Annotated in this window: 20 protein-coding genes and 2 pseudogenes; 4 read left to right on the forward strand and 18 right to left on the reverse strand. The window is 45.6% G+C overall.

Annotated features, from left to right (window positions below; genetic code table 11):
• The 3 genes from VFW36_RS02595 to prfB all read right to left on the reverse strand — a co-directional run.
• Positions 1–280, reverse strand: a 280-nt coding sequence (locus VFW36_RS02595; protein WP_329657261.1) for a fumarylacetoacetate hydrolase family protein, incomplete at its 3' end; no start/stop codon positions are given.
• On the reverse strand, positions 261–1,016 hold the full coding sequence (locus tag VFW36_RS02600) for an arginyltransferase (RefSeq protein ID WP_329657262.1): 756 nt from the start codon (positions 1,014–1,016) through the stop codon (positions 261–263). The genes VFW36_RS02600 and VFW36_RS02595, both read right to left, overlap by 20 nt.
• Positions 1,003–2,112, reverse strand: coding sequence for a peptide chain release factor 2 (prfB, locus tag VFW36_RS02605; protein WP_329657263.1), 1,110 nt, complete (start codon positions 2,110–2,112; stop codon positions 1,003–1,005). The genes VFW36_RS02600 and prfB overlap by 14 nt, the downstream gene beginning before the upstream one ends.
• A gap of 59 nt (positions 2,113–2,171) precedes the next feature.
• On the opposite strand from prfB, the gene panC reads away from it, so the two are divergent.
• Together panC and VFW36_RS02615 are read left to right on the forward strand one after the other, a co-directional pair.
• Positions 2,172–2,993 carry a pantoate--beta-alanine ligase gene (gene panC / locus VFW36_RS02610; RefSeq protein WP_329657264.1) on the forward strand — a complete coding sequence of 274 codons (822 nt, stop codon included), beginning with the start codon at positions 2,172–2,174 and terminating at the stop codon, positions 2,991–2,993.
• Position 2,994: 1 nt separating this feature from the next.
• A complete protein-coding gene (locus tag VFW36_RS02615; protein ID WP_329657265.1) occupies positions 2,995–3,519 on the forward strand; it encodes a hypothetical protein in 525 nt (174 codons plus the stop codon).
• On the opposite strand, the gene VFW36_RS02620 is transcribed toward VFW36_RS02615, so the two are convergent.
• Genes VFW36_RS02620 through flgB form a run of 4 tightly spaced genes read right to left on the reverse strand, consistent with a single transcriptional unit; the run spans position 3,506 to position 6,557 of the window.
• Complete coding sequence (locus tag VFW36_RS02620; RefSeq protein ID WP_329657266.1) at positions 3,506–5,299, reverse strand: penicillin-binding protein 2; 1,794 nt, start codon at positions 5,297–5,299, stop codon at positions 3,506–3,508. The two genes, VFW36_RS02615 and VFW36_RS02620, sit on opposite strands and share 14 nt — an antisense overlap.
• 14 nt (positions 5,300–5,313) lie before the next feature.
• Positions 5,314–5,616 carry a flagellar hook-basal body complex protein FliE gene (gene fliE / locus VFW36_RS02625; protein WP_329657267.1) on the reverse strand — a complete coding sequence of 101 codons (303 nt, stop codon included), beginning with the start codon at positions 5,614–5,616 and terminating at the stop codon, positions 5,314–5,316.
• 7 nt (positions 5,617–5,623) lie between these two features.
• Positions 5,624–6,118, reverse strand: coding sequence for a flagellar basal body rod protein FlgC (flgC, locus tag VFW36_RS02630; RefSeq protein WP_329657268.1), 495 nt, complete (start codon positions 6,116–6,118; stop codon positions 5,624–5,626).
• Between the two features lie 10 nt (positions 6,119–6,128).
• A complete protein-coding gene (gene flgB / locus VFW36_RS02635; RefSeq protein ID WP_329657269.1) occupies positions 6,129–6,557 on the reverse strand; it encodes a flagellar basal body rod protein FlgB in 429 nt (142 codons plus the stop codon).
• A gap of 125 nt (positions 6,558–6,682) precedes the next feature.
• On the opposite strand from flgB, the gene VFW36_RS02640 reads away from it, so the two are divergent.
• A complete protein-coding gene (locus tag VFW36_RS02640) occupies positions 6,683–7,861 on the forward strand; it encodes an FtsW/RodA/SpoVE family cell cycle protein (RefSeq protein ID WP_329657270.1) in 1,179 nt (392 codons plus the stop codon).
• Positions 7,858–8,871 carry an undecaprenyldiphospho-muramoylpentapeptide beta-N-acetylglucosaminyltransferase gene (gene murG, locus VFW36_RS02645; RefSeq protein ID WP_329657271.1) on the forward strand — a complete coding sequence of 338 codons (1,014 nt, stop codon included), beginning with the start codon at positions 7,858–7,860 and terminating at the stop codon, positions 8,869–8,871. The genes VFW36_RS02640 and murG overlap by 4 nt, the downstream gene beginning before the upstream one ends.
• Here the strand turns inward: murG and VFW36_RS02650 are convergent, their stop codons facing one another.
• The 11 genes and pseudogenes from VFW36_RS02650 to VFW36_RS12530 form a co-directional block, all read right to left on the reverse strand.
• Complete coding sequence (locus tag VFW36_RS02650; protein WP_329657272.1) at positions 8,872–10,656, reverse strand: tetratricopeptide repeat protein; 1,785 nt, start codon at positions 10,654–10,656, stop codon at positions 8,872–8,874. It lies immediately after the preceding gene.
• Positions 10,653–10,904: a hypothetical protein gene (locus tag VFW36_RS02655; RefSeq protein ID WP_329657273.1), complete on the reverse strand. Its 252-nt coding sequence runs from the start codon at positions 10,902–10,904 to the stop codon at positions 10,653–10,655. Before VFW36_RS02655 ends, VFW36_RS02650 begins: the two co-directional genes overlap by 4 nt.
• 29 nt (positions 10,905–10,933) lie before the next feature.
• Entirely contained in the window at positions 10,934–12,316 is a 1,383-nt protein-coding gene (locus VFW36_RS02660; protein WP_329657274.1) for a TolC family protein, read from the reverse strand.
• 8 nt (positions 12,317–12,324) lie between these two features.
• Entirely contained in the window at positions 12,325–12,972 is a 648-nt protein-coding gene (locus VFW36_RS02665; protein WP_329657275.1) for a hypothetical protein, read from the reverse strand.
• Positions 12,973–12,995: 23 nt separating this feature from the next.
• Positions 12,996–14,405, reverse strand: coding sequence for a MotA/TolQ/ExbB proton channel family protein (locus VFW36_RS02670; RefSeq protein ID WP_329657276.1), 1,410 nt, complete (start codon positions 14,403–14,405; stop codon positions 12,996–12,998).
• Between the two features lie 118 nt (positions 14,406–14,523).
• A complete protein-coding gene (locus VFW36_RS02675) occupies positions 14,524–15,489 on the reverse strand; it encodes a hypothetical protein (RefSeq protein ID WP_329657277.1) in 966 nt (321 codons plus the stop codon).
• A gap of 45 nt (positions 15,490–15,534) precedes the next feature.
• On the reverse strand, positions 15,535–16,803 hold the full coding sequence (locus VFW36_RS02680; RefSeq protein ID WP_329657278.1) for an HlyD family type I secretion periplasmic adaptor subunit: 1,269 nt from the start codon (positions 16,801–16,803) through the stop codon (positions 15,535–15,537).
• On the reverse strand, positions 16,800–18,920 hold the full coding sequence (locus VFW36_RS02685; protein WP_329657279.1) for an ATP-binding cassette domain-containing protein: 2,121 nt from the start codon (positions 18,918–18,920) through the stop codon (positions 16,800–16,802). Before VFW36_RS02685 ends, VFW36_RS02680 begins: the two co-directional genes overlap by 4 nt.
• 7 nt (positions 18,921–18,927) lie before the next feature.
• Positions 18,928–26,259 (reverse strand): hypothetical protein, encoded by a 7,332-nt coding sequence (locus VFW36_RS12520; RefSeq protein ID WP_414720224.1) that lies wholly within the window; start codon positions 26,257–26,259, stop codon positions 18,928–18,930.
• A pseudogene (locus VFW36_RS12525) lies at positions 26,248–26,556 on the reverse strand (calcium-binding protein); the annotation flags it as partial. The pseudogene VFW36_RS12525 and the gene VFW36_RS12520, both read right to left, overlap by 12 nt.
• Positions 26,557–26,721 (reverse strand): annotated as a pseudogene (locus VFW36_RS12530) (hypothetical protein); the annotation flags it as partial.
• Between the last annotated feature and the right edge of the window lie 3 nt (positions 26,722–26,724).

A 26,724-nucleotide genomic window follows, 5' to 3' on the forward strand; every position in this document is an offset into this window, starting at 1 on the left:
CTTTGAGATGATTTTGGATTTCCGCTTTGGTGAGGTCAAGTCCGAATCCGATACCGGCAATTTGGCCGCCCATTATCAAAAAACAGATTTCCCCCTCAAAGCGGGTATCGGGAGAAATAAATCGCAGAGTATCGGTAATGGTGGAGTTTGGTTTGTTGAAGACGACCATGGAGGAGGGGATTTCATTATTCAGCTCACGGATATGCTCGACGTAGTTGCGTCCGATACAGATCACTTTCGAAGGGGTTATAAAAGAAGTATCAAAGCGGATTGTTTTCATGCAGCTCCCGCCAAACCGGTATTTCATCCTCTTCGGGTCTCCCCATCAGTTCCAGTGAGGGGGAATAGCTTGCTTTGTACTCCAGACTTTGGCACCCTTCGACGTAGTAGCCCAGATAGATCCATTTGAGTCCCAAACGGCGTGCAAATTCGATTTGCTGCAACAATGTATAGCGCCCGAGCGATTGATGATTGTAATCGGGGTCATAGTAGCAATACAGAGCGCTGATCCCCTCTTCTAAAATATCGATCAGATCGACGGCGATAAGTTTTTCACCCTCAAAATAGAGCACTTCAAATCCGAAATCGCCGTGCCCTTGGACAAAGGAAGCGTAGTAGTTTTTGGGATCGCTTTTGGGGGCATCCCACGAACGGGTGTGGTGTTTATAGCGATGGTAGCGATCAAAGAGTTCAAGGTGTTCACGGGTGAGGGTCGGTTGACGGATCACGGTGCTCAGATGAGCATTTTTACGTAAGATTCGGCGTTCGGATTTGCTGAGAATGTAGCGTTCCACATCGATTTTGAGGCTTTCGCATTTTCGGCACTCTTGGCAGATGGGGCGGAAATACATCGATCCGAAGCGTCGCCATCCCCGTAAAATTAGCGCTTCACATTGCGATTTTGTGCACTCTTGGATAACTTTGTAATGGATGCTTTGGGTATTGCCCGCAATGTAGGAGCACGGCTCATGGAGGGCGCACTCTTTGAGAACGGTATTTCGATTATTCGTCGTCATCTTTGCGGCTAAGAGAGATTAAAACCCCTTCGATCATCTCATCAATATCTCCATCGAGAATATTGCTGATGTTGGAGTAAGGGATCCCCGAACGGGTGTCTTTGACCTGTTGGTACGGAGCCAAGACGTAGGAACGGATTTGGTGACCCCAGCCGTTCTCGCTTTTTTCGATCCCGTCAACCGCCGCTTGTTTTTTCTCCATCTCTAGCTCATAGAGACGGGATTTGAGCATTTTAAACGCCGTCGCTTTGTTTTTGTGCTGTGAACGGTCATTTTGACACTGCACGACGATACCCGTCGGGACATGGGTGATACGGATTGCCGATTCGGTTTTGTTGACGTGTTGACCTCCCGCCCCCGATGCCCGATAGGTATCGATACGGATGTCACGGTCTTCGATTTCAATATCGATGTCATCGTCAAGCTCCGGAGAGACCATAACGGAGGTAAAGCTGGTATGGCGTTTGGCGGCGGAATCATAAGGGCTGATACGAACCAGACGATGGATACCGTTTTCATTTTTGAGGTAGCCGTAGACGTTGACCCCTTTGATCAGCAGTGCGGCGTCTTTGATCCCAGCCTCTTCGCCGGCTTGATAGTCGAGCATCTCTACGGTGAAATCGCGTCTCTCCGCCCAACGGGTATACATCCGTAACAGCATGGATGCCCAGTCTTGAGACTCGGTTCCCCCAGCACCCGGATGGATGGTGACGATGGCGTTATGACTGTCGTGTTCACCCGATAGGAGTACTTCGACTTCCATTGATTTAACATTGTTCTCCAATGCGCCCGCATCGGCAAAAAGAGATTCGATGGTCTCTTCATCCCCCTCTTCTTTGGCCATTTCGTATAAATCGAGCGCATCGCCTAGGGTGTTGAATGTTTTAGAATACTTTGCCAAACGGCGTTCCAACTGTGTTTTCTCTTTTTGGATAACCCCTGCCGCGCTCGCGTCATTCCAAAAGCCGTCTGAGTTTTCAAGTGCTTCGATTTCGCTCAAACGGGCGGTGATCTCTGTAGGGCGTACAACATCCGTGACGTTTTGCATTTTAATCGTCAATGTTTTTAGTAATTCGGTATATTCGTAATGATCCATATGGTGGAATACCTTCTGATATATTATAATGCCAATTATATTCTAAAGAGGCTAAAACGATGATTATCGCACGCTCCGCGCAAGAACTTCAAGATGCGCTTCAAACTATGAGGGGATCAATCGGGTTTGTACCGACGATGGGGGCGCTCCATATCGGTCATCGTACCCTCATCGATGCCGCGCGCAAAGAGAATGAGTGTGTGGTGGTATCGATCTTTGTGAATCCGACCCAGTTTTTAGCGGGGGAGGATTTGAGCAAATACCCCCGTCGCGAAGAGGCCGATTTTAAAATCTGTGAACTCAGCGGCGTAGACGTCCTCTTTTATCCCGATGTGAGCGCGATGTACGGTGAAGATGAAGTCCGTATTTGTGCTCCCGATGTGAGAGGATTTATCCTTGAGGGTGCTTCGCGCCCCGGTCATTTTGACGGGGTATTGACGGTCGTGATGAAACTGCTCAATATCGTTCGACCGACGCGTGCCTATTTCGGTAAAAAAGATGCCCAGCAGCTCTCTCTCATAACTCAGATGGTCCATAATTTTTTTATGAATATCGAGATTGTTCCTATGGATACGGTACGGGAGAGTGACGGATTGGCGCTATCGTCTCGTAACGTCTATTTGAGCCCTTCGGAGCGTGAAGAGGCATTGAAGCTCTCCGCTTCATTGAAACGTGCGACCAAGATGGTGATGCAGGGAAATACCAAGAGCAGTGAGATTAAGGCGAGTATGGAGAGTATCCTCTCTCCTTTGGATGTCGAGTATGTTACGATCGTTAATCGCTCGTTCCGGTTCCTCGATGAGGTAGTGATAGGCGATACGATCGTATTGGTAGCCGCGCGGGTTGGAACCACCCGTTTGATCGACAATGTATGGATGTAAGATGAAAAGATCTTTATCACTCTTTGCGATTGGATTGCTTATCGCCGGGTGCGCTCCCAAAATGGGGAAAGACATCCTCATAGAGCCTCAGGGAAACGTACGATGGGAAAACTCGCAAGCCGAAGTGATGCTCGGAGTCTTATCCTTGTTGGGTATTTCGACGAAATCGGGTGAAATCCGGCTGGGGAGCGATTTGCTCGTGAGCAATAAATGGCACAGCGATATTAAAATCGTCTCACTGCAATACACCCTGAATGACGGAAAAGAGATGATCGCTCAGGGTGAAATGAACACAGCGGGATCCAAAACGATTGTTATCCCATCGGGGGCTCAATCGAGTATCCCCTTATCTTTTCGTGTCGATACCAAACAACTCAATAGCAATCGCTTCCTCGGTATTTTGCAATCAAAACGTAAACTCTATGTGAGAGGGGAAGTGGTGATCGAAGTTTGGGGGATAGAGAAACACCACCCGTTTGACAAAGAGGTGACGGCGGTGATTCAAAAGGCCCTTAGTGGGGTGTAGGCTCTTGAGGTGAAGCTATTGCCGCCGCTACGGGATCGGGAGTGAGGTATTTTTCTTCTACCATCAGGTCAACAATCGCTTTAAACACCGGCACGGCGGTAATCGAAGCAAAATAGACGGTACGCGGTTCGATAACGGTAATACCGATCGTATAGTTGTGTTTGGCATCGTTGGCAAATCCGATAAACGAGGTGTGGTAGCTGTTCACGTAGGTACCGTTTTTAGCGATATGCGCCGTCCCTGTTTTTCCTCCCACTTCCAATCCCGGAGTTTTAGCACCTGTTCCCGTCCCTACATTGACCGTTTTAATCAAAATCTGTTTCATCCGCTCTGCGGTAGCGGGTGAGATCACTTGTGTCGGAGCTTGAACCTGCATCGGAATCGTCCGTCCGTTATCGTCATAGAGGGCTTCAACGACCATCGGATTGACGAGTTTTCCTCCGTTGTTGAAGACGTTAAATGCTTTAACGAGCTGCATGGCATTGGCGCGCATACCGTATCCGTACGAGGTAATCGCTTTGTAGAGGTAATTGTTCAGCTGTGCGGAGCTTGGGATGGAACCCCGTTTTTCATACGGTACGTCGACCCCGCTGAAATGGGTAAATCCAAACCGCTCCAGCCCTTCGGTAAACTCTTTTCCGCTTAGTTTTTGACCCAATTGGGCAATCCCGATGTTGGAAGAGTAGACGAGAACATCTTCCGCGCTGAGGGTACTAAAGGCGTGCTCATCCACAATGGTTTTCGTCCCCATCGTAAAACGTCCGTTGTGACCGTTTACCATGTCGTAAGGGTTAATAAGCCCTCGATCAAGCAAAAGGGAGAAAATAATCGGTTTGATAACGGACCCCGGTTCGTAGCTGTACTCGATCGCATTGGTATTGAGCGAAGGGTAGTCTTGGGTTCGGATATGGTTGGGATCGAACCGATTGGAACTGGCTAAAGCGATGATTTTTCCGCTTTTTGAGTCCATAACGGTGGCGATAATCTCATCAGCTTGAAGTTTTTCTTTGATTTGATCGGTGATAATTTCGACTCGTGATTGGAGCATAATAGGGATGTTGAGCTTGACGGTGAGTCCGTTAATCTGCCGTTTAAAGTCGCTTTGGCGGTTTAAAATCAGATAGCCGTTGACATCGCGCAGAGCTTTTTGGGTTCGATTTTGCTGTGGGTTGAGCTCTTCATCAAAAAATTTCTCCAACCCTTTAATCCCATAAATGCGTGTGTACCCATCCTCTTCCATTTTACGAGGATACCCTAAAAGAGGGGTGAGGAGATTGCCGTAAGGGTAGAGGCGCGCTTCACCGCTTTCCAAAATACTGAGCCCCTGTAAAATACGTTCCCCCCCTGAGGTTTCGTATTCGATAAATACCCCTAGACGACGCAGTTCAAACGCAAGGGTTTTAAGATACATCGCCTCTTTTGGGCTGATGTGGTAACTGAGTGTTACCGAGCCTTTTCGGGTATGCAGACGTTCTCGGATTTCATCAGAATCCATTCCGCTGTAGATGCTGAAAAGTTGAATGAAGAGTTCCTCTTTCCCCGGATCGATATTGCGGGTATTGACCACCGCTTTGTAGAGTTTTTGGGTCGTCGCGATGTGATAGCCGTCCGCACTGATAATAGAGCCGCGTTGCGCTTTGGCGGAATCTTCGGAATAGATAGAGGGGATCGCACGATCATGCAAAGCGGTATAGAGCATCACCGCCAAAAAGATGACGAAACCGAACATGAGAACGAGGAAAAGGGCGAGGATTTTTTTTGATTTATTAGAATGGCGCATGTGAGAAGATTAAATCACATTTGCGTTCGGGTAATTTCTTTATAGGCATTGAGCGCCTTATTTCGTACTTCAAGCATCAGTTTCATACTGATTTCGGCTTTATCGATGGCGATAGCGGCTTGATGCAAATCTTTGACGCTACCCGTTGCAATGTCACTCATCGCTCTTTCGCCGTCAACTTGCATTTGGTTGACGTTTCCGAGAGCATTTTTGAGCTCTTGTGCAAAATCGGTACTGCTTGCCTCGCTCGCATTTGTGCTCTTATTGGCGAGCAGATCAGCGGTGGAAAGAGCTTTGATCGAGTGAACGTTAGCCATTTACGGATTATCCTTGTAATATACTGATGGCACTGCCGGCCATGTTTTTTGCACTTTCGAATGCGGCGACATTCGCCTGATACGATCGTGTTGCTTCGACTAAATCGGCCATTTCGACAACAGGATTAATATTCGGGTATGCAACATACCCTTTTGCGTCCGCATCCGGATGTGAAGGGTCATATTTCATCTTCGGTGCGCTGTCGTCGCGGCTGATTTTATCAACGATTACGCTCATGATAGCAGGATTTGGTTTTAAACCTGCTAATCCCTCTTTGAGCGGGTCGCTGTAACCGAGTTGAGAGGTCTCATTTTCAAGTGCTTTATTGTACACTTGATTGAAATCGATCGCTTTAAAAATAACTTCTTGACGACGATACGGTCCCCCCTCATTGGTTCGGGTTGTTTGGGCATTGGCAATATTTTCACTGATCGTGTTTACCCGTACACGCTGAGCGGATAGTCCGTAACCGCTAATGTCAAAGCTATTTAAAAATGCCATAATCTAATCCTTACGATGTTTTGCTCGAAGCGTCAATGACACTTTTGAACAAAGCGGAATCTTTTTTGAGTGCCGCAGTTAGGGCATTAAACATCGTTGAGTTTTTTGCCATTTCGGTCGATTCAACATCCAAATCGACACTGTTTCCGTCGTTGCGTGCCATGTGCCCGTCACGAAAAAAAGTGGTTGGTTTGGATGAACCTGAATCGATCGGTCCCAAATGGGCGCTGTTGGTGTGTGCCATTTGAAGCTCTTCGGATCTGTTTTTGAAGATGTCAGCACTTTTTTGTGCCAACGTATCTTCGAAACTAATATCTTTAGGACGATAGAAAGGGGTATCGGCATTGGCGATATTTCCGGCAATGATGTCTTGACGTGCCGCGCGGTAGTTCATGGCGCTTTCCATCAGATTATGTGCACGCGAAACGGTGATACCCATGTTACTTCCCCTTTCTCTCAAATTTCTTTAGAACACTAAAGCAAAAAACATTCCAATTTGCTTTTATCGAACTATTTTCGAAAGAACGATATACTTATGAAAATTATACATTATAAGCTTAATAAATGCCGGATAAAAAATTATTTCTTTTGACAACAGCACTGATTACGATAGGGGTGATTTGCTCGTATACCCTTACTGCGTATACGGTTGTCCTTTTTGAATACAATGATTTCCATTTCGTGATTCGAGAGTTGATTGTTGCGGTTATCTCGATTTTAATTATGTGGACTCTCGCACAGCTTGATCCCGATATTTGGCTCCATCGTTTAGGACTGGGTCTCTTTTTCGGAGGGATATTTTTGATGATTGTGATGCCGTTTCTTCCGGCATCGCTGGTGAGTGAAGTCGGTGGTGCAAAACGGTGGATTAAACTGTTCGGGTTCTCACTCGCTCCGGTTGAGTATTTCAAAGTGGGATTCGTTTACTTTTTGGCATGGAGTTTTTCACGTAAGCTCGGGCATCACGCAAATATGGGGGTCGCCGAAGAGTTTAAACGGTTTCTCCCCTATGCGGCAATCTTTATTATCATCATGTTTTTGATCGCTTTTATGCAAAACGACTTAGGGCAGGTTGTCGTATTGGCGCTTACGTTGGCGTTTATGCTCTTTTTTGCGGGGAGCAGTTTTCGTTTCTTTATGACGCTGATCGGAAGTGCGGTGGGATTTTTCCTCTTTTTTATTTTGACGGCGGAACACCGGATTAACCGTATCTTATCATGGTGGGCATCGGCGCAGAGTACCGTTTTGGCATTTTTCCCCGAATCGATCGCCAAACATTTACGGATCGAAAATGCCGAAGAGCCGTATCAGATCGGACACTCGCTCAATGCGATTCATAACGGAGCGATTTTCGGTACGGGGCTTGGGGGCGGTACGTTTAAACTCGGTTTTTTGAGTGAGGTACATACCGACTTCGTATTGGCTGGGATTGCCGAAGAGTTCGGATTTTTAGGGGTATTCGGGGTGACGCTCCTTTTTATTATGCTCCTTCACCGGCTCTTTAAAATTGCCAACAGGTCGCATGACGATACCGCCTATTTGTTTAGTCTCGGTATAGGGTTGTTGATTACGTTTGCTTTTATGATCAATGCTTACGGTATCAGCGGATTGACCCCGATCAAAGGGATCTCCGTTCCGTTTTTGAGCTATGGAGGTTCGGCGATGTTGGCTTCGGCTATCGGCGTAGGGATGGTCATTATGGTCTCTAAAAAGATCAAGTACAAATCAGGGGATAAAAAATGAATCTTGTCTTTACCGGCGGCGGAACAGGAGGACATCTGGTCATCGCCCTCTCATTAGCACAGATCGCGCGTGAACGGGGACATAGAGTCATGTTTATCGGCTCAACTTCCGGTCAAGATCGTCAATGGTTTGCGGACAGTACCTTGTTTCATGAGACCCATTTTTTGGATACGACGGGGGTGGTCAATAAATCGGGAATGGGAAAACTCGGAGCACTCTGGAAAGTTTTTAAAGCCTCTATGAAGTCGCGTGATTTGATCCAATCGTTTCATGCAGACGCTGTTGTGAGTGTCGGAGGATTTTCGGCGGCTCCTGCGGCATTGGCGGCAGTTGTATCGCGTGTGCCCCTCTATATCCACGAACAAAACGCGGTGACGGGGAAGTTGAACCGATTGCTTCGTCCGTATGCGAAACGTTTTTTCAGTTCGTACGAAGAGGGGGAAAATCATTGCGATTATCCTGTCAATACGCGCTATTTTGAGAATGCACGTATCCGAACCGAAGTGAAAACGGTGATATTTTTGGGGGGATCGCAGGGGGCAAAATTTATCAATGATTTGGCCATCGAGATTTCTCCGTGGCTTCAGGAAAAAGGGATACACATCATCCATCAGTGCGGAATGAAAGAAGAAGAGAGGGTCCGTGCCGCGTATCATACCATGGGGATCGAGGCGGAAGTGTACGGATTTACGACTCAAATCGCCGAACTGTGTGAGCGGAGCGATTTCGCGATCAGCCGCTCAGGGGCAAGTACGCTCTGGGAGTTGTGTGCGGCTAAAATCCCCGCTTTTTACATCCCGTTTCCCTACGCCGCCGCCGATCATCAATATCATAATGCCCGTTATGTCATCGATCATAATGCGGGATGGTGTGAACGTCAAAATGAAGGGTTGGTTGTAAAACTGCAAGAAGCGATTGAGAGTGATATTGCAGCGAAAAGTAAAGCGCTGGAGAAGTTAATCGCTCCTGAGGGTGCCGCCCATATTATCGAAAAGATCGAAAAACAATAATTATTTGATCCGTTGCGACAATTTATCTTTAATCTCGGAAATCACCTCGTTCCAAGACCCTTTCTGATGTTGTCGGAAGAGCTCTAAACTGTTATACCACGGGGTAGATTTCCCCTCTTGCATCCATCTCCAATCGGCCGGTTTCGGGACTAAAACCCACGCTTTTTTATCCATTGCTCCGCATAAGTGGGCGATAGCCGTATCGGTTGTGATGATAAGATCCAATTTCTCGATGATGGCGGCAGTTGCCGAAAAATTGACTAATCTTTCTGAGAGATCCGTTATTTTATTTTCCAACTTTGCTACTTTTATTTCCTGCGCATCTTCTCCCGCTTGGAGGGAATACCATGTCGTCCCTTTGATTGCGAAGAGCATTTTAAAATGCTCTAGTCCGATATATTTATTTTTGAAATCTTTATTGGTTCGGCTGCTGCTCCATACAAGACCGATATTGAAACTCTTTTTGTTGCATTTAAAATCGCTTATCTCTTGACTACGGGGAATAATATAGGGGAAATGCTTCGGTATAGTCTCAATCGTTGTTTTAAAGCGCGTAGGAGACGATAAAAGGGGTAGGTAATAGTCATGTTCGGGAATCTCATCCTCTTCACTGTAGACTTTTTCTACCCCCTTGACGGATTCAAAGAGTCGAACCAGCTCAGGACGCGTTCGGAGTATGATTGTGGCACCCAGTTCAACGAATAGTGGAACGTATCGGATGAACATGATGTTGTCTCCGAAACCTTGCTCATTTTGGAGGATAATCGTTTTTCCGTGCAGGTTTTCGCCTCTCCACATAGGTGTTTTGTAGTGATGAATTTTAGAACGTAGTTCATCCATCTTTATACGGTGTTCATATCGCTGCCACCCGTTTTTATACTCCCCTTTTGAGAGCTCGATCAAAGAAAGGTCAAAATTGGCATTGGTATGATTCGGAGCTAACGAAATGGCTTTGCGATAAAACGCTTCCGCTTCCGCATACTGTTTGTTCTCTTTGTACACGGCTCCCAAATTACTATACGCATCGGCATAAGAGGGATTCAGTCGGATGGAGTGTTCGAGATGGCGTATTGCCCCTGTCATATCATCAAAATTTCGTAATAGATTGCCCAGATTGTTATGAACGGCACTGTCGTTCGGGTTGAGTTCCAATACTTTTTGATAGGCTGCGCGAGCTTTTTCATACTCACCGAGTTCTTTGTAGGCTACTCCGATGTTATTATATGCCGAGGTTATTTCGGGTTTGATATTGATAGCGGCGCTATAGGGATCAATCGCATTTTTATAAAGCTTTAGTGTTGCGAAGCAATTACCTAACGTCAAGTGCGCTTGATACTCTCCTCTAAATTTTTTGACGCAATCGATCGCTATCTCTAATGCTTTTCTAAAATTTTTTCTTTGATTATTGAACTCTATCAGTGACAAATGAAATCGAATGTCGTTGATGTTCCGGGAGAGGGCTTTTAGCAATAGCGCTTCAGCATCGGCGATTCTATTTTGTGTTTTGTAAAGGTTAAAAAGATTCAAATACGAAAGAGGGTAGGCGGAATCGATAGCAATCGCCTGTTCAAAAAGCTTTTGAGCAGGGACTAAATCGCCTTTTCTTTTGTAGGCGATAGCAAGATTATTATAAAAGCGTAACACTACACTTTTATCCCATGAACGGATATTTTCGATGTTAGCCGCTTTTAGATAGCAACTGATCGCTTCATCGTTTTGATTATCGTTTAAAAACAGATCACCGCTGAGTATGAGCGCAAGAAAAGCTTGCCCCGCTTCACTCATCGATTAGCCGCGTTGATGGTTTTTAGCGTATCGATAGTACCGTCTTTACGTTTATATATTTTGAGTTCTTTTTTCTTTTTCATTTTTTCTTGTTCCGCATTTTTGGCTAAATGCTCGTCATAATGTTTTTTATTAACGAAAAGCGCTTTCTCTTTTAAAGAGGATTTTTTTTTCGTGGAGTTGTTGTCTACGCTTCCGGCAAAAAGACAGCTATAAACCATAAACAGCAATATTCCAATTTTTGACATCATACACCTCTGGTGGTTTAATAACTATATTAATAGCCAAAGTATTCTGATAATTTACCCTGTTTTGCAAGTAAGTTAAAATAATCAAGAATCCGTGTTTTTTCACTTCTTAGTTTTTCGAGTTCCGCCGTGTTGACTTGCCGTTGAGCTTGCAGTAGTGTTACCAGATCTTGACTTGAAAGACGGAAACGTTCCCAATAGGCATCTGCCATTTTTTCACTTGCGGCAATTTCGCTCGATAATGTTTCAAGTGTTTTGGTATTGGTTTGCACCGAGTTGTATAATTTTTGAGAATTCCATTTTAACTCTTTTGAGGTGTACTCTAAATTGTAGGTGCTCTCGGTTGCCTCACTCATGAGCCGTGCCGTTCTCGCTTCTGTTTTCCCACCCGTGTAGAGATTATAGTTGAAGGTAAGTTGTAACAGTAAATCAGAGTTATATCCATCAACCGCAATGGCTGCATTATGGTTGTTATAGTCATATCGGTTGCGTCGGATATCGGTAAAAGATAGATCAATCGTAGGCCAGTCGGTAGCCTTGTTGATGAAAATCTCTTTTTGTTTTGAACTAATCTGTGTTTTAATGATCCCTAGATCGGTATTGTTGGATTGGACTTCATCCAGTACGAGATTAATATCATCGAGTTTGATGTCAAATCCGGTTTCATACGGGGTAAAATCAGCCACTTTTTTATTGGTTAGGAATTCGTAATAGTCTTTGGCATTGTTATACGCCGATTCGGTATTGGTCATCGCTGTTTTCGCGTTTGAAACACTGGCGGAGATAGAACTTTCATCCCCCATGGTAGCGGCACCTAACTCTCGTTTTGTTTTAACAATTTCATAAATTTTTACAAGCTTATCGTAATTTTTTTGGTTTACTTCTAACGAAAGTTTGCCGTACACGACACTGAAGTAGGCATCTACCACTTTGGCGATCTCTTCTTCTAAAGTCCCTTTTAACTTTTTCTCCTGAGTGGTTTTTAAAATTTTATTTTTTTGAACCGTCGCGTAATCTTTTCCTGAGGAGAAAAGATTATAGGTTAGCGTCATGTCGTATTGGCTTTGGGAATAATTTTGATTGTCAAACCCTTCATATTGCTTGCGTTGGGTATTGGCACCTAGCGCTACTTGCGGCAAGAAATCAGCATACGCTTCTCGGACAAAATGGTTCGCTTGCTGGACACGCTCTTTTGCCTGTTTGACACGGTAATTGGATTCTATCGCCTCTTTGACCGTTGTTTTTAGCGTTACGTTATTTTCATTGGAAGGAGGGGGGATCGTTGCATTCGTTTCGGTTGATTGAAGATTGGATATGCTGCTATTGTTATCGATTAAAACGGATGCAGAAGATACCAAAGGGAGACCGAGGAATCCCATCATTAAATATTTTGATACGTTTGAAATCATCATTGTCTACCTTATTTCACATCAATTTTTAAATGGCCGAATTCATAGTTGAGAGATTCGGCTTGTTTATAGCTAAGTTTGATTTTATTTTGAAGTGAGGGAACTTTTTCCAATGCATTTTTGAGGCTTAGTATTCTCCCTAACGAGACTTGTTTCGTTTGTGTCGAGCTGATCAGCTTTTGTGAATCGTTGACACTGATGTAAAAGAGAGCATTAGGATTTTTCTTGAGGGTATTTTCCATAAAATCGGTTACTTGAGTGGTAATCTCTTTGTTTAGAAAATATTCATTATTTTTAAAAGCGATAACCAACTCTTGCTCTTTAAATTCGGCTTGGGCGAATTGTTCCGATTTTTTGATAAGTACATTTCCCTCGACTTCTCCCCCTTGAACCGGCGTGGTATTGTTGTTCTCATTTTGAACAAAATACTGGATCGTTTTTTCTTTGTTCTCTTCTTTTTTCAGCTCGGGGGTAACTTCTTCTTGTTTGGTTTTTTCTTCTTTGTTTTCTGTTTTATTTTTGGTATTGAACTGTATGTAATAGCCGACATTGACGAACATGATCAATATAAACAGGAGCAATACCATAATAATCGAAGCAAACAAGTCTACATACGAGATGAATGGATTCATCTCATTGCTATCACCGCCACCCGCCATTCACGCCGCCTATTAAGAATTTATTATTTTGAGAAAAAAGAGAAAAGACCTTTTTTCCCGCCTGATTTTTGTTCACGACTCGCAGTACGCCCGATCGTATTTTCGATATTTTTTAATAAAGAGGTATGATCGTTTAATGTCGATAGCGAACCGTTTATCCCCTGTTTCATCTCTGATACGTGGGCTATTAATACGTTGTTGCTCTCTTTGGATGCATGGATACCCGAATCCATCCCTTCTAATAGTTCAATCGCTTGTGAATGAAATGCCGTATCTTGTGATTTAGAACTCTCTTGGAGTTTGAGCAGGGTTTTGAGAGAGCGTTTATTCTCATCCAAACTGTTAGCCGCCTCTTTTAGGCTCACCAATTGTGCCGATGCATTTTGAGCACTTTTCTCGTTTAGTTGATCGATTTTCGTCCCTATCTGATCATTCATAAGGGCAATATTAGAGTTAAGAGTATTCATCTGAGTATCATTTTGCACTAACAGTTGATGCGCGGACTCTGAGATTGCATCAAGTGAGGTTTTATGATCTTCCAAACGGTTGTCGGTTAATTCGTATAGGTTATTGAGTGAACGTGAGAGCGCTTCGTATCGAGTCTGATTAGCTTGTTGCAGTTCAAGGGTAGAGCGCATATACTCTTTTTGTTCGTTTAGGATCGTTTCGATAGATGAAAGTGAGGATGCCATCGTGGCAATACTTTGCGCTCCGTTTGAGGATTTGACAATTTCTGCCGTCAGCAAAGAGAGCTGATCGAGATAAACATCCATAAAGTTTTTGCGATGACCGGCGAGATCGCTTTCCGCGCTCAAAGATGTCGTATTGATATGCTCAGGTGCCATATCGATAATACGATCTTTGAGCCACTCTTCAACGCCGCTGATGAGGGTATCTTGGTATCGGAAAAGAATATATCCGTTGAGACCCAAAATAACGGCGGTAACAACCCCGAATAACGATGCCCCGAATCCGATTGCCATCCCTGAAAGAGGACCGGAGAATTGTTGCATGATCTCCGACATCTCAACATCACCGTTAAGGCTTAAAATGATTTGTCCCATTTTATCAATCGATTCGACCAATCCGACGAAAGTTCCCAAGAGACCGATAAGCATCGAGGTATTGATAAAAAAGTTGATATAGGTTTTTTGTTTGGTAAATTTATGTTCGAGCCAGTCGATAATGCTTCTCGACTCCTCTTCGGTGAAGAGCATCTGATGCTGATTTTTTCGGCTCTGGAGCATATGGGCGATATTCGCGGGGAGAATCGAATCGATACTGCGCAGATAAAACTCGTATCCGGTTCGTTTGTAGGCAAGCGCTCCGAAGGTACCGCCGAGCATCATGATGTCAAAACCGCTGACAAACTGATAGAGAGTTCCAACCGCCAAAAAACCTACAATGGCAGAACTGAAGATAACGGTTGCCATAAAAAAGTTCCCTAGAACTTCCCCGTTTACGTAGACCACGTAAAGGATAAACAACCAAGTGATAAAATAGGCTTTATGTACTTTTATTCGTTTCATATCTTCAATACACTGCCCACGATTAAATCATCAAGATGAGTAAGGAGACAACTAGACCCATGGCCGCAGTTGTAATACCCGTCGAAATGCTTTTGGTCATTTTTGGTAGGCTATCGTCTTTTAAAACATACTCCCCGATCAAGAAAATTCCTATTCGCTTACCGTCTGAATCGAGTATCGGTTTTCCCATAATGAAATAATCATCGGCTAGGATATATTTATCCGTGACCAGCTGATCAAAATCGAGCGTTGCGAGATACTCCATAAAGGTGTCGTCGCTTTTGGATTGAACGCTGATTTCGGATTTACCGATTTTTTTGTAACTATACTCCTGAACCCGTTTCATGTCCAAAAAATCTTTGTCGAGTACCACTTGAAACATTTGATTGTTTCCTGCATACTCGTCAATTAAATAATCGACCGATTTTTTAACTTCCAAAACGCCGGTGGGAATCGGGAAAAAAGCTCTGATATACACTTGTCCGTCTTGGTACTCGACGGCAGTGGTAAAGGTATTGGAGGTAATCGCTTTTTGAAGCGCTTTGGAATCGTAAGGCTGTGTACTAACTTTCATATTTTCAATCGAAGAAGCGGTCTTCATACGGTTTTTATCGTAGAGTTCCAGTGCAATTTGGTTTTTGCTCAAAGTATTGACATTGTCGGCAATTTGCTTTAATTTTTGGCTGTTCACGGCACTGTTAGCCTGATTACTGATCATGGCTACGAACGGTTGATTGTCCATCAGAGAAGATCCCAAAATGCTGACTTGCTGTTGTGCACTGAGGAGTTTTGAATCTAACTCTAAAAAGTAGGCGCTGCTGGTGGCTTCATAAAGATTTTTGGCACTTCTCTCGGTCGTGGAATTTAGATAATGAAGCGTTCCGGCAATCCCTAAAAATGCGATGATGGTAATACTGGTAAACCAAAGACGTTTGTTTTTTCGGAGTTGCTCCATTAACGATTGAAATTTTAGTATCAATGCAAACATTCAAAATTCCTTAATAAATATAAAAATCTTATTATAGCACATTACTTACGGCTCTAGCATGGAGTTCTTGCCCATCCGTTTGATCGGCAAGAAGAGATAGCTTAAAACGGTCCGTTTTCCGGTGACAATGTTGACGACGGCTTCCATCCCCGGCATGATCGGAAGATTTTTCCCTAGGTTGTCTTTGTAGGCTTTGACTTTTACCGCGTATAAAATTTCACCTTTTTGGTTGGTGTAGCTATCGGGACTGATCGATACCAATTGACCCTCGATTTTTCCGTATTTGGCATAATCGTAGGCGGTGATTTCAATACTTACTTTTTGACCGATCCAGATTCGACCTCTATCAAGGGCCCGTATGTTGGCATCAATCATAAACCCGCTTTCCAACGGGGTGATTTCAGCTACTTTGTCTCCCGGTTTTATCGCACCGCCGATGGTGAAATAATAGAGTTTATTGACCACCCCTTTGACGGGAGAGGTGATTAAGAGACGTTTGGTTCGGTCAACACTCGCTTCGCTTTGTTGGAACGTTTGGCTCAGTTTGAGACGAATGTCTTGCAGCTCATTGAGCGCTTTGGATTTGATTTCTGATTTGATGGAGCTTACTTCATATAACGCTTCACTTGCTTTTCCCTTGGCAATAGGGATTTGGTTTTTGACTCCGTTAAGTTCCGTAATGAGATTTTGTTTTTTGCTCATTTCCGCCAAGTACTCTTTTTTGGAACCGGCACCCGATTTCATCAACTGTTCGGCAATGGCGGTATTTTGGGTTTCGACATCGAGTTCCGAAGACAAATCTCTGAGTTTTGCTTCTAAGTCCTGTATCTCATATTTTTTTTGTTCCGCCTTTTGCAAAGCGCTGTTAAGCCGATCGGAGTTGTTGAGTTTTTCACTGTAGTAGATCTGCATTTCATTGCTGACGATCTGAGGATATTTTTCGCTAAAACCGGCACTAAAAACAAGCGGTTTATCATAGGTAAGACTCTCTAAGCGGTGCTGTTTTGCCTGTAAGGCAACTTTTTCCAAATCTTTTTCATTCGATTCAGCCGTAAACGATGCCTGCTCAAGCCGATAGATCGGCTGATTCATGGCTACTTCGTCCCCTTCATTTACTAAGATTTCGGCGACGATTCCCCCCTCCATGTGTTGTAACACTTTGGTCTGTCCGGAGGGGATCACTTTCCCTTCCCCGCGAACCACTTCGTCAATCTCTGAAAAGGCTGCCCAGATTAAAGCGGTGAGTAAAAAAAGTCCGATGGGGATGACGGTAATGTAATAGTTCCACCGTTTTTCGAGTGTCATTTTAGTCATACTGCGCTACTCCCATTCTGGGTTTGAAGCTGTCGGAGAATATCGTCTTTTGAGCCGTCGGCAATAATTCGTCCGTTGTTGACGACCATCACCCGATCCACCAATTCCAATGCCGCGAAGCGATGAGTGATGAGAATCAAAGTTTTATCCGCAACGATCGGTTTTAGGTGCTGAATCATCTCTTTTTCAAGACCGATGTCCATTCCTGTGGTCGGTTCATCTAAAATGAGGATTGAGGGGTCGTTGATCAGTGATCGGGCTAATCCCACCAAATGTCTTTGACCTACCGATAAGCGTGAACCTCCCTCTCCGACTTGGAAGTTTTCCCCTTCGCCGGAGCGTTTGACCAGATCTTCGAGTCCGGTCATCGCCAATAGCTTGATCAGCATATCTTTGCCGATATTTTGACCGATTTCGATATTTTCTTTTAGCGTACCGTCAAATAAAAACGGCTCTTGCGGCATGATGCCGATACTGTCGCGCAGTTCAACGGGATGGATCGTATTTATCTCGTGTCCGTCGATAAATATCGTTCCCGAAGAGGGGGTGTTTAATCCGGTTAGCAGACGTAAAACCGTGCTTTTTCCTGCGCCCGTCGGTCCAATAAAACCGACTTTTTCTCCCGGTTTGATTTTGAAGTTGGCAGCGGTGAGGGAGGGTTGTCTGGAGCCCGTGTAGGTGAAGGATACGCTATTGAATTCAATTTGCCCTTGAAGTTTTTTGATTCCGATGTCAATCGGTTTTTGGGTTTCAAGAGGCATGTGCCAAAATTGGTTGAGCGATTCGAGGGCTTCTTTGAACTCTTTGTATTTACTCAGCAAATTAGAAATATTGACTATAGGAACCATCGCTCGTCCGACCAATAGACCAAGGGCGACCAGTGCTCCGATGGTGAGGTTTTTCTCTTGAACTTGATAAACTCCGACAACCAATGTCAGGACGGTTGCAAGCTGCATGATGATGTAGGAAAGATTGGTTGCTAAGTTCGTATACATCTGGATTTTCAGATTCATAAAATTGTAAAAATTGACCAATTGTCGCCATTTGTGCAACCGTTTGGAGACGGCATTGGTCAATTTCAGTGTTTCAATCCCTTTGATCGTTTCAAACAGATAGTTGTGTTTAATTTGTCCGTCATGAAAAAGTTTGCGCCCCAAGGTAAAAATCGGTATTTGCAAAACAACGTTGACTCCGATGATAGCGATGCCGCACAAGAAGGTGACAACGGCTACACTGGGAGAGATAAGATATATGACCAACAAGGTTAAAAAGACAAACGGAAGATCGAGTGCATACGCAATACTTTTGGACATGAAAAAATCACGTACTTGTGCGATCTCTTTAAATAAGTTTGCTTTTGATCCGGCGAGGAGATGGTCATGCTGGCTTTGAATCAACATGAGTCTCTTTAATAACTCCTCTTCCATAACACTTCCGATGCGTCGTCCCATGTTTTCGAGGATATAGATTCGAGCCATTTTGAAAAGGGCGTCAAAAAGAAAGATCAGAACAACTCCAAATGTCAGTACAAACAGAGTTTCAATGGCAAAATTCGGGATCACTCGGTTATAGACATTCATCGCATACAGCGGAATAAGTAAAATAAAAATATTGATAAACACCGTGAGAACAGCCACTTTGGTAATATCGGGTTTGGCTTCGATGAGATGGTTCCAAAACCACTGTTTCCCTTTTTCGTCATGCGTTAAAATATTTTTATGGCTGATCTCTTTGTAAAAATAGAGGAGGGTGTCGAAGCTGGATACGAGTTCGGCTATCGAACAGGTCGTTTTTTTACCGCTTATAACATCCAATAGATGTGCGTTATCCCCCTCAATCCCTAATAAAACGGTAGCGTTGGAATCTTCTTTCGTCACTATGCAGGGGAAGATATGGGAATAAATCATATCGGCCGATATTTCCGCTTGTTCAAAGTTGAGACCGAAATCGACAGAACCGTGTTTTAGATCATCGATTTCCAAGTGCTCTTTCGTATGTGCCAATATCGTCGTAATGGTTTTGAGTTCGACATCCCCGTTGTAAAAATCGAGGATGTATTTGAACGATAGGAGGAGCCTATCGTGTGAGGGATGAGTTGGTTCGAATAGTTGTTCCATTTATGTCCTAAAGTGCTGCTACATGAAGGTCTGTGATGTGACCGCTGGTATCGGTAAGTGAATAGTGCCCGGAAGAGAGAGTGAAGTTGGAAGCCGTAGTCACTATACCCGTATCGACGTTTGTCCATGAGGTTAATCCATCAACAGAGAGATTGCCTGATAGATCAGCGGTAGCGGCATCTAAGGTTAGAGAATGACCGACATTGGTACCGGTAAATGCGTATAACGAGTTGGCGTCTATCGCAAGAGAGCCTCCGGATAATCCAAGAGAACTGATGTCAAGCGTTTCAATATTGGTAAAGGCATTGGTATCTGAGAACGTAGTTGATGCAGTACTGCCAAAGAAAGAGACGGTATCGCTGCCGCTATTGCCATCAAACTGTACTTTGTCGAGTTGGCTAAAATCAAGGACGAGACTATCGGCGCCAGTCGTTCCGGTTATTCCAAGTTTATCAGCTCCTAGAGAGACCGTTTCACTGCTAATATCCATTGTAGTCGCACCGTTGATCGTGACGGCTCCTGAACCCGAAAGGGTAGAGATGCCGCTGGCTCCTATATCACTGTAGTTCAGGGTTGTCGTGGTTGCATTGGCGACATTGAGTATTTCAACACCGGAGACTTTTCCGCTTAGATCCATGGTTGCTAGGGTATTTAGAGTATCTCCGGTACCTGTTCCCAGATTGATAGAATTCATACTTTGATCGAGTGTCAGTGTTTCATCTCCGGTACTACCTGTGATCGTGGTAGCACTGTTGAGTGTTGCCCCGCTAAGATCAACATTTACACCGCTGGAGAGGGTAATGGCATCGGCTCCGGAAATGTTTTGGGTGTACGTCGCGGAGGCTGTGAAATTGAGAGTTTCATTGACCGATGATGCGATATTGGACCAATTAAAGGCCAAATTGCTATCAACATTGACATTAAGGGCTCCAGTGCCCGTTACCGTATGACCTGATAAAATATCATCACTGGTGGTCATGGTTCCGCCGCTGATCGCTAGCGAATCGACATTGGTTAGATTTCCGGTATAGGTTCCGCTACCGCTGCTCCAAGTTGCGTTGAGCGTTGTGGCAGCGGCTATGGTTGAAAAGTCGGCGGCAAGGGTATTTTGTAGATTGGTTACGTTCACTGTGCCAGTGCCGCTGATATTCTCAGTGCTGATCACTGATGCGTCTGCGCTCAATGTTGTACCGCTGGCGACGGTAACGCTATTGGCACTAATGGTTCCGTTCATCGTTGTTGAAGCGTTAACATTGATGGTTTCGACTCCCGTGATATTGGAGGCGTTGATCGTAAGACCGCTTTTGCCAATATTAAGAGTATCTCCGGTACCGCCGCCGCCATCGATCGTTCCGCTCGGTGATGAAGCCAAGGTCGAGAGTAAATTGATGGTATCGTCTCCGCTTCCGGCTACGACGCTTGCCGAAGCATTATCGAGATTGAAGGTATCGGCATTGGATGTGCCGGTGAGTGTTTGGGTACCGGTTCCGTCATTAACAACAAAGGTACCGCTATATCCGGTAAGGACTTTCGTGGATAAATCGACGTTCGCCGTACCTGCTTCTATCGTAACGTTGGCGGTACCGGAGACTTTTGAGATGGCATTAATTTGGGCACCGCTTAGGGTTAATGCCGCGGTTGTATTGATCTTATCAATAAATGAAGATGCCGTACCGATATTGACAGCACTCAAATCAAGTGCACTGGTAACATTGAGAGTGACATCTCCCGAAATGGACTTGGTCATCCCCGAAAAATTGTTATTAGCGGCGGTCGTGTTGGCGGTAATATCCAAGCTTCCCGCACCGGATACGGCAATGGTTTTGCCATTAATAACACTTGCAGAAATGGTAGCGCTTACCCCGCTATCAACAACCAAGGAAGAGATGCTCCCGATGGTTCCGCTAAAGGTTGAATTTGCCGTAATTTCCAACGTTTTCGTCCCTGTCACAGTGATCGTAGAGAGATCAGCCGCAGAGGTTGATGCCATCATGATGATAATATTACCGCCCCCCGTAACATTTTTTCCTGCAACGTCGGTTGCTTTTACGATCAGTGTAGCACCTGTTGCAACATAGAAGCTTTCGATACCGGTTAATGTGCTGGCGCTGAGATCGACCGTGTTGGCGCTAATATAGAGTTGGTCGGTTCCCCCTCCGGTATTGATGGAGGTGTAGGCTGAATTGATTTTAACGGTTTCGCCTGTCGTGGTATTGGTAGCGAGGGTAGTTCCGGTATAGTTGGTTAGATCAACGGTTTCCATACCGGCTATTTTGGTAAAGTCGATAGCACCGGAGCCTTTTACGATCAGGGTATCGGTACCGCCGCCGTCGGTGATACTGTCGTTCGCATTGGTACCGTATTTCGCAGAATCAACCGTAATGGTTTCTGCTCCGGTAGTGCCGTTTATTTTGAGTGCGCCGCCGCTGTTTTTGTTAAATCCTGCAACGCTTGCATCCAATGTTCCGCCGGATGCGAGCGTCAGATTGAGTGTACCGCCGCTGTTGAGCGCAAAATTGGAGATATTGAGAGCATTGACATTGGTCTCCGTGAGGGTTCCGTTAATGTTGAGCGTTTTGGCACTCGTTGCGGCGACGCTATCGCTCAGGGTAGCTCCTGAGGCAATCGTGATCGTCGGTGTTCCTGCAAAGCTTCCGGTGATGGCACTGCTTCCAGCGGTTATATTGATCGCTTCCACGTTGGTGATGTTGGATGCGTTGAGCGCCACTCCGCCGCTGATATTTAGGGTATCGGTTCCTGCTCCACCCGTGATGGTGATATTTGCAACCGTAGCGTTATTGACCGTATTGCTGCCGCCTGCTGAGAGGTCAACCGCTGTGAGACTGCCTCCCATTGTAGCCGTTGATCCGGAAGCAAGTTTGAGTATTTCGACACCTGTAACACCGCTCAACTGGGATGATACAATAGTGGCACCTGCATCGGTGATTTGCAATACATCGGCTGTACCGCTGGTATCGCTGAGTATGTCGGTACTTGCCAAATAGGTACTGACAAATTGATACGTATCGTTGCCTGAACCTCCATACAGAGAATCGGCGAGTGTTCCCGCGATAAGGGTATCATTATTACTGCCGCCCGTGATACTGTTAGCAACGCCGGATGCGCCTGTGAGGGTAATAGCTGCTGATGCGGAGGATGCATCGACGATAACTTTGGCAACATTGGTGTACGTTTTAGCGCTGTTCATATCAAGGCTGGCGGTTACTCCCGTAACACTTACGGTATCGGTGGCACCTGCAAAGCCGGTAAAGGTGGTAAATGCGGATGCTTGAGCCCATGAGATCGTGTTGGTTTGGGTACCTGCGGCTTGATAAAATTTCAACCCCTCGATTCCGGTTGCGGTTGCGGTAGAGAGGTTGAAATTGGCGTTTGCATCGGTCCAGATAATATCGGTACCGCCTCCCGTATCGTTAATAACATCGGTAGAAATATCGGCTATAGCCGTATAACGATAGGTATCATCATCGGCTCCGCCGTCCATATAATCTGCCCCAGCACCGCCGGAGAGGGTATCATTTCCGGCACCGCCAATGAGCGTTTCATTTTTAGCTGAACCTGTCAGAACATCATCACCGGCACCGCCGCTTAGGGTAATCGTTCCGGTGTAGGAAGTGAGGGTCGAATTGAGAGTGATGGTATCGTTGGCATTGGTTCCGTTGATCTGGAGTGCTCCGGCCCCGCTGAATGTCAACGTGCTGAGGTTGGCTCCGGAGGTGTTGTTGATGACAACGGTACCGCTGTCGGCTATGGTCGTCGTATCGCCGCTCAGGGCGGATGCATCCAGTGTCAGTGTTTTAGCGCTTGCGACATTGAGAGTTGTGACTCCGACCAAATCTCCCGTAAAGGTGGTATCGGCATTGAGTGTGATGGTTTCGATTTTAGTGATTGCCGAGGCATTTTGCGTAATGGCACTGCCGATTGTTAATACATCGGTAGAAGCGCTATTACTTCCGGTATAGGTGCTTCCTCCAACGGTTGCGGCTTTGATGGTTACACCCGTTGTCATAGCTGAAGCATTAATACTCAGTGTGCCGCCGTTTGTACTGGCATCAATCGTAGTGATCCCCATCGTCGTGGCATTTGCCCCCAGCGTAACGGATCCGGTATAACTGTTGACATCCAATGTCGGAATCGATGAGAACCCTGCGAGATTCGTATCGGCTACGGATGTTGATCCCGTAATCTTTAAAATATCATTGCCGCTTGAACCGATCAGTTTTGCATTGGCGGTTCCGTTGGTTAAAATAGCCGACGCGTAGACGAAAGTATCGATGCCGGTTCCCCCGATCAAACTGACTCCACTCAATTTAGCTTCATTGGTACTGTCGATATTAAAGGTGTTCGTACCGTTTGCCAACTTGATTTGGTCAATATTGGTAAGTCCGTTGAATCGGGTATCATCAGCAATCGTACCTGCATCTAAAAATTGGAGTATATCGGTGGTACTGGCACCGCCCCCCACGATCAAATCGGCACTGGACAAGTTGCCGAGAGAGTAATTATAGGTATTGGTTCCTCCGGCGCTATTGGCGTAAAGTGTTGCTACTCCGCCGCCGATGGCACTGACATCCACCGTGATAGTGTTGGTACCGTTGGCAAGCTGTATTTTTTCGATACTGCTAATGGAACTCAGCATAGCATCGGTAAGGGTGCCGGCTGAGGTGAAGGAGAGGGTATCATTTCCTGCACTACCGTCAATGGTATCATGACTATCGAAATTGGCAATCGCGTAGTTGAAAATATCGGTGGTCGAGCCGCCGATCAGTTTGACATCATTGAGTTTTGTCGTATCAAGGCTGATAGTATTGGCGACATTGGCAAACTGTACAAATTCGATATTGGAAACATTGGAAAATTTGGTCGGATCATTGATGATTCCGCCGTCTTTAAAGACAATCGTATCACCGGTCGTATGTGTACCGCCGTTTATGACATCGGCACTGGTAAGTTCGGAAGCAAAGACATAGAGGGTGTCGTCTCCGGCTCCCATATCGATGTTGTCACTGCCTCCGGTTAGTGCTGAGGATGCGGTGGCGATAGGGCTCATATAGACGGCATCATCACCGTTTCCGGCTACAATATAGTTATTATTGACATTACCGACGATCGTATCGTTTCCGCTGCTTCCGATAACGGTATTAAAGCCGAAAATGGTGTCGGTCGTTGAGGGTGTCCCGACCAATTGAGCCAGCGACGATCCGGCAGTTGCATTGATGTCGATATACACGGCACTTCCGGCGGCAAGCTCACTGTAGTCGATTCGGTCGTTACCGCTAAAGGCTGTGTCGTTATCGCCCCCATACAAAGTATCGCCATTTAGCATACCATAGAGTGTATCATCCCCTGCATTACCATAAAGAGTGTCCGCAAACCCATCGGCACTACCATTATTATAAGCGGTTCCTCCACTTCTGAGTACATCATTCCCGTTACCGCCGAGAATGGTATCCGCTCCGGTACCGCCTGCTATCGTATCATTATCGGAACCGCCGTCAATGTAGTCGCTGCCTGCGGCTCCGTAGAGGGAGTCATTTCCGGCATATCCTATAATGGTATTTCCCGAGGAATTTCCCGCGATAATATCTGAGTTTAGTGCCGAGTTTGTACTGTTGGAACCGGAGATGTTTTCAAAATTACTGATAACGTCTACTTGTGAGGTATAGTTGGTTCCGTTCCATACTCCGACATTGGTTGCCGCTCCGCCGTCTAATAGGGTGACACTGATTTTATTTTCATACTGGTAGGTGAGGGTGTCACCTACGGCAGTATCGGTTCCTCCGTCTAAAATATCATTTCCGCCGTACCCTTCGATCGTATCGTCTCCGGCTCCGCCGATAATCGTGTTGACACTGCCGTTACCGGAAAAATTATCGTTATAGGCTGAACCGGTAATATGATTGAGCGCAGAGATTGTATCGCTTCCTCTGTTTGTAGAAACAGATTGACCGATGGTTGTATTGAGATTGGTGGTTGCCCCTTCATTGATACCGTCGATCGAATAATCAAGCCATGAAGTTGCCGCAATTCCGGTGATCGTATCGTTGCCTGCCCCTCCGGCAAAGGTATTGGTTCCGCTCGTATCGGTGAGGGTGTCGTTTCCGCCACCGCCTAGGAGAGTATCGTTACCCGTTCCACCGTTGAGATAATTCGAGTTACCATCACCGATGATGTAATCATTGCCGCTACCGCCGATAACATTTTCGATATTGACGACGGTATCGTTATTTCCGCCTGTCACCGTTACGGTTGCAACGGCTGCCCCTGCCAACGTGACACTGATATTATTGCTTATGGCAGTATAGTCGACGGTATCGGTTCCTTGCCCTCCGTTCATTGCATCTGTTCCATCCGATCCGCTTATTGCTACAAAGGTATCGTTACAACTGGTAGCATAACTTCCGCCGTCATCACCATAGAGAGTATCATTGCCCAAGCCGCCATAGAGGGTATCGTTCCCTTCTCCGCCGTAGATCGTATTGCCTCCGTCGCTTAGGGTAGGAGTAGCAATGTCTCCGTATAATCTATCTGCTCCGTTTCCGCCGTAGATGGTATCGATACCACCGGCACCGTAGAGGCTATCATTTCCCCCATTCCCCCACATAACATTTGCTAATAGATTTCCGGTTAAAGTATCTGTGCTGCTGTTGCTTCCTGAAACATTTTCGATGTCATCGCTTAGCGTGATACTTCCTCCTCCGCCTGTAGATTGTGCGGAGGTAAGAGATAGATTGATGGTTGTCGCACCCGCATAATAAAACGTGAGAGTGTCGGTACCGTTACCGCCGGTAATCGTATTGGTCGCGGTAGTACTCGTCAATTCAAAGGTATCATTGCCATCATTACCCAAAAGGAGATTGATTCCGTTTTCACCGTTGAGATAGTCATCGCCGGTTCCCCCTTGTAGGGTATCGTTGTTATTCCCGCCCCATAAGTTGTCGTTGCCCAATCCGCCGTATATCGTATCATTACCGTCTTGACCGTATAGGGAGTCATTTCCGGTTTGTACTCCGTCAACGGATGCACCGCTGTTATCATCACCGTAGATCACATCGGCTCCGGCACCTGCTGAGATCGTATCATTTAGTGCACGACCGACAAGAGTATTAGCGTTTGCATCTCCGGTGATCGTATCGGCAAAATTGGATCCTGAAACATTTTCGATTTCATAAATAACATCGGTACCGATGTTGGTTCCGCTGGCATTATTCGTAGCTAAATTAACAATGACCCCTGCGCTTGAAGCGGTGATAAAATCGACGGTATCCCCCTCTGTTTCAGTGGTTGTTCCTCCGTAAATGGTATCGTTTCCGGCAGTCATAATGATCCAGTCGTCACCTGCGCCACCGCGAAGGTCATCTGCTCCGATATTACCGGTGAGGGTATCGGTATAATCAGAACCTAATACTTTTGAGAAACCGCTCAGCGTATCGGTTCCCGCTGATCCGTCGGTTGCGGTTCCGGCGGTTAGATTGACGGTTACTCCCGCAACATCCGTGGAATAGTCTAGCGTGTCCCATCCCGAAAGAGTACCGATCACATCACCGCCGATAAGTGTATCATCTCCGATGTTTCCGGCAATCGTATCATCTCCGCTACCGCCGTAAATCGTATCGTTCCCGAGTCCGCCGCTGAGGGTATCGTTACCGCCCCATCCGTAAAAGATATTGGCATTGGCATTACCAGTCATGGTATCGCCGTATCCGGAGCTTCCGTAGATTACTTCGACGGTATTGGTGATCGTATCGGTCCCCTCGGTTCCGCTCAATAGCCCTGTGGTCAAATC

It is taken from the genome of Sulfuricurvum sp., assembly GCF_036279695.1.
Classification (GTDB): Bacteria; Campylobacterota; Campylobacteria; order Campylobacterales; family Sulfurimonadaceae; genus Sulfuricurvum.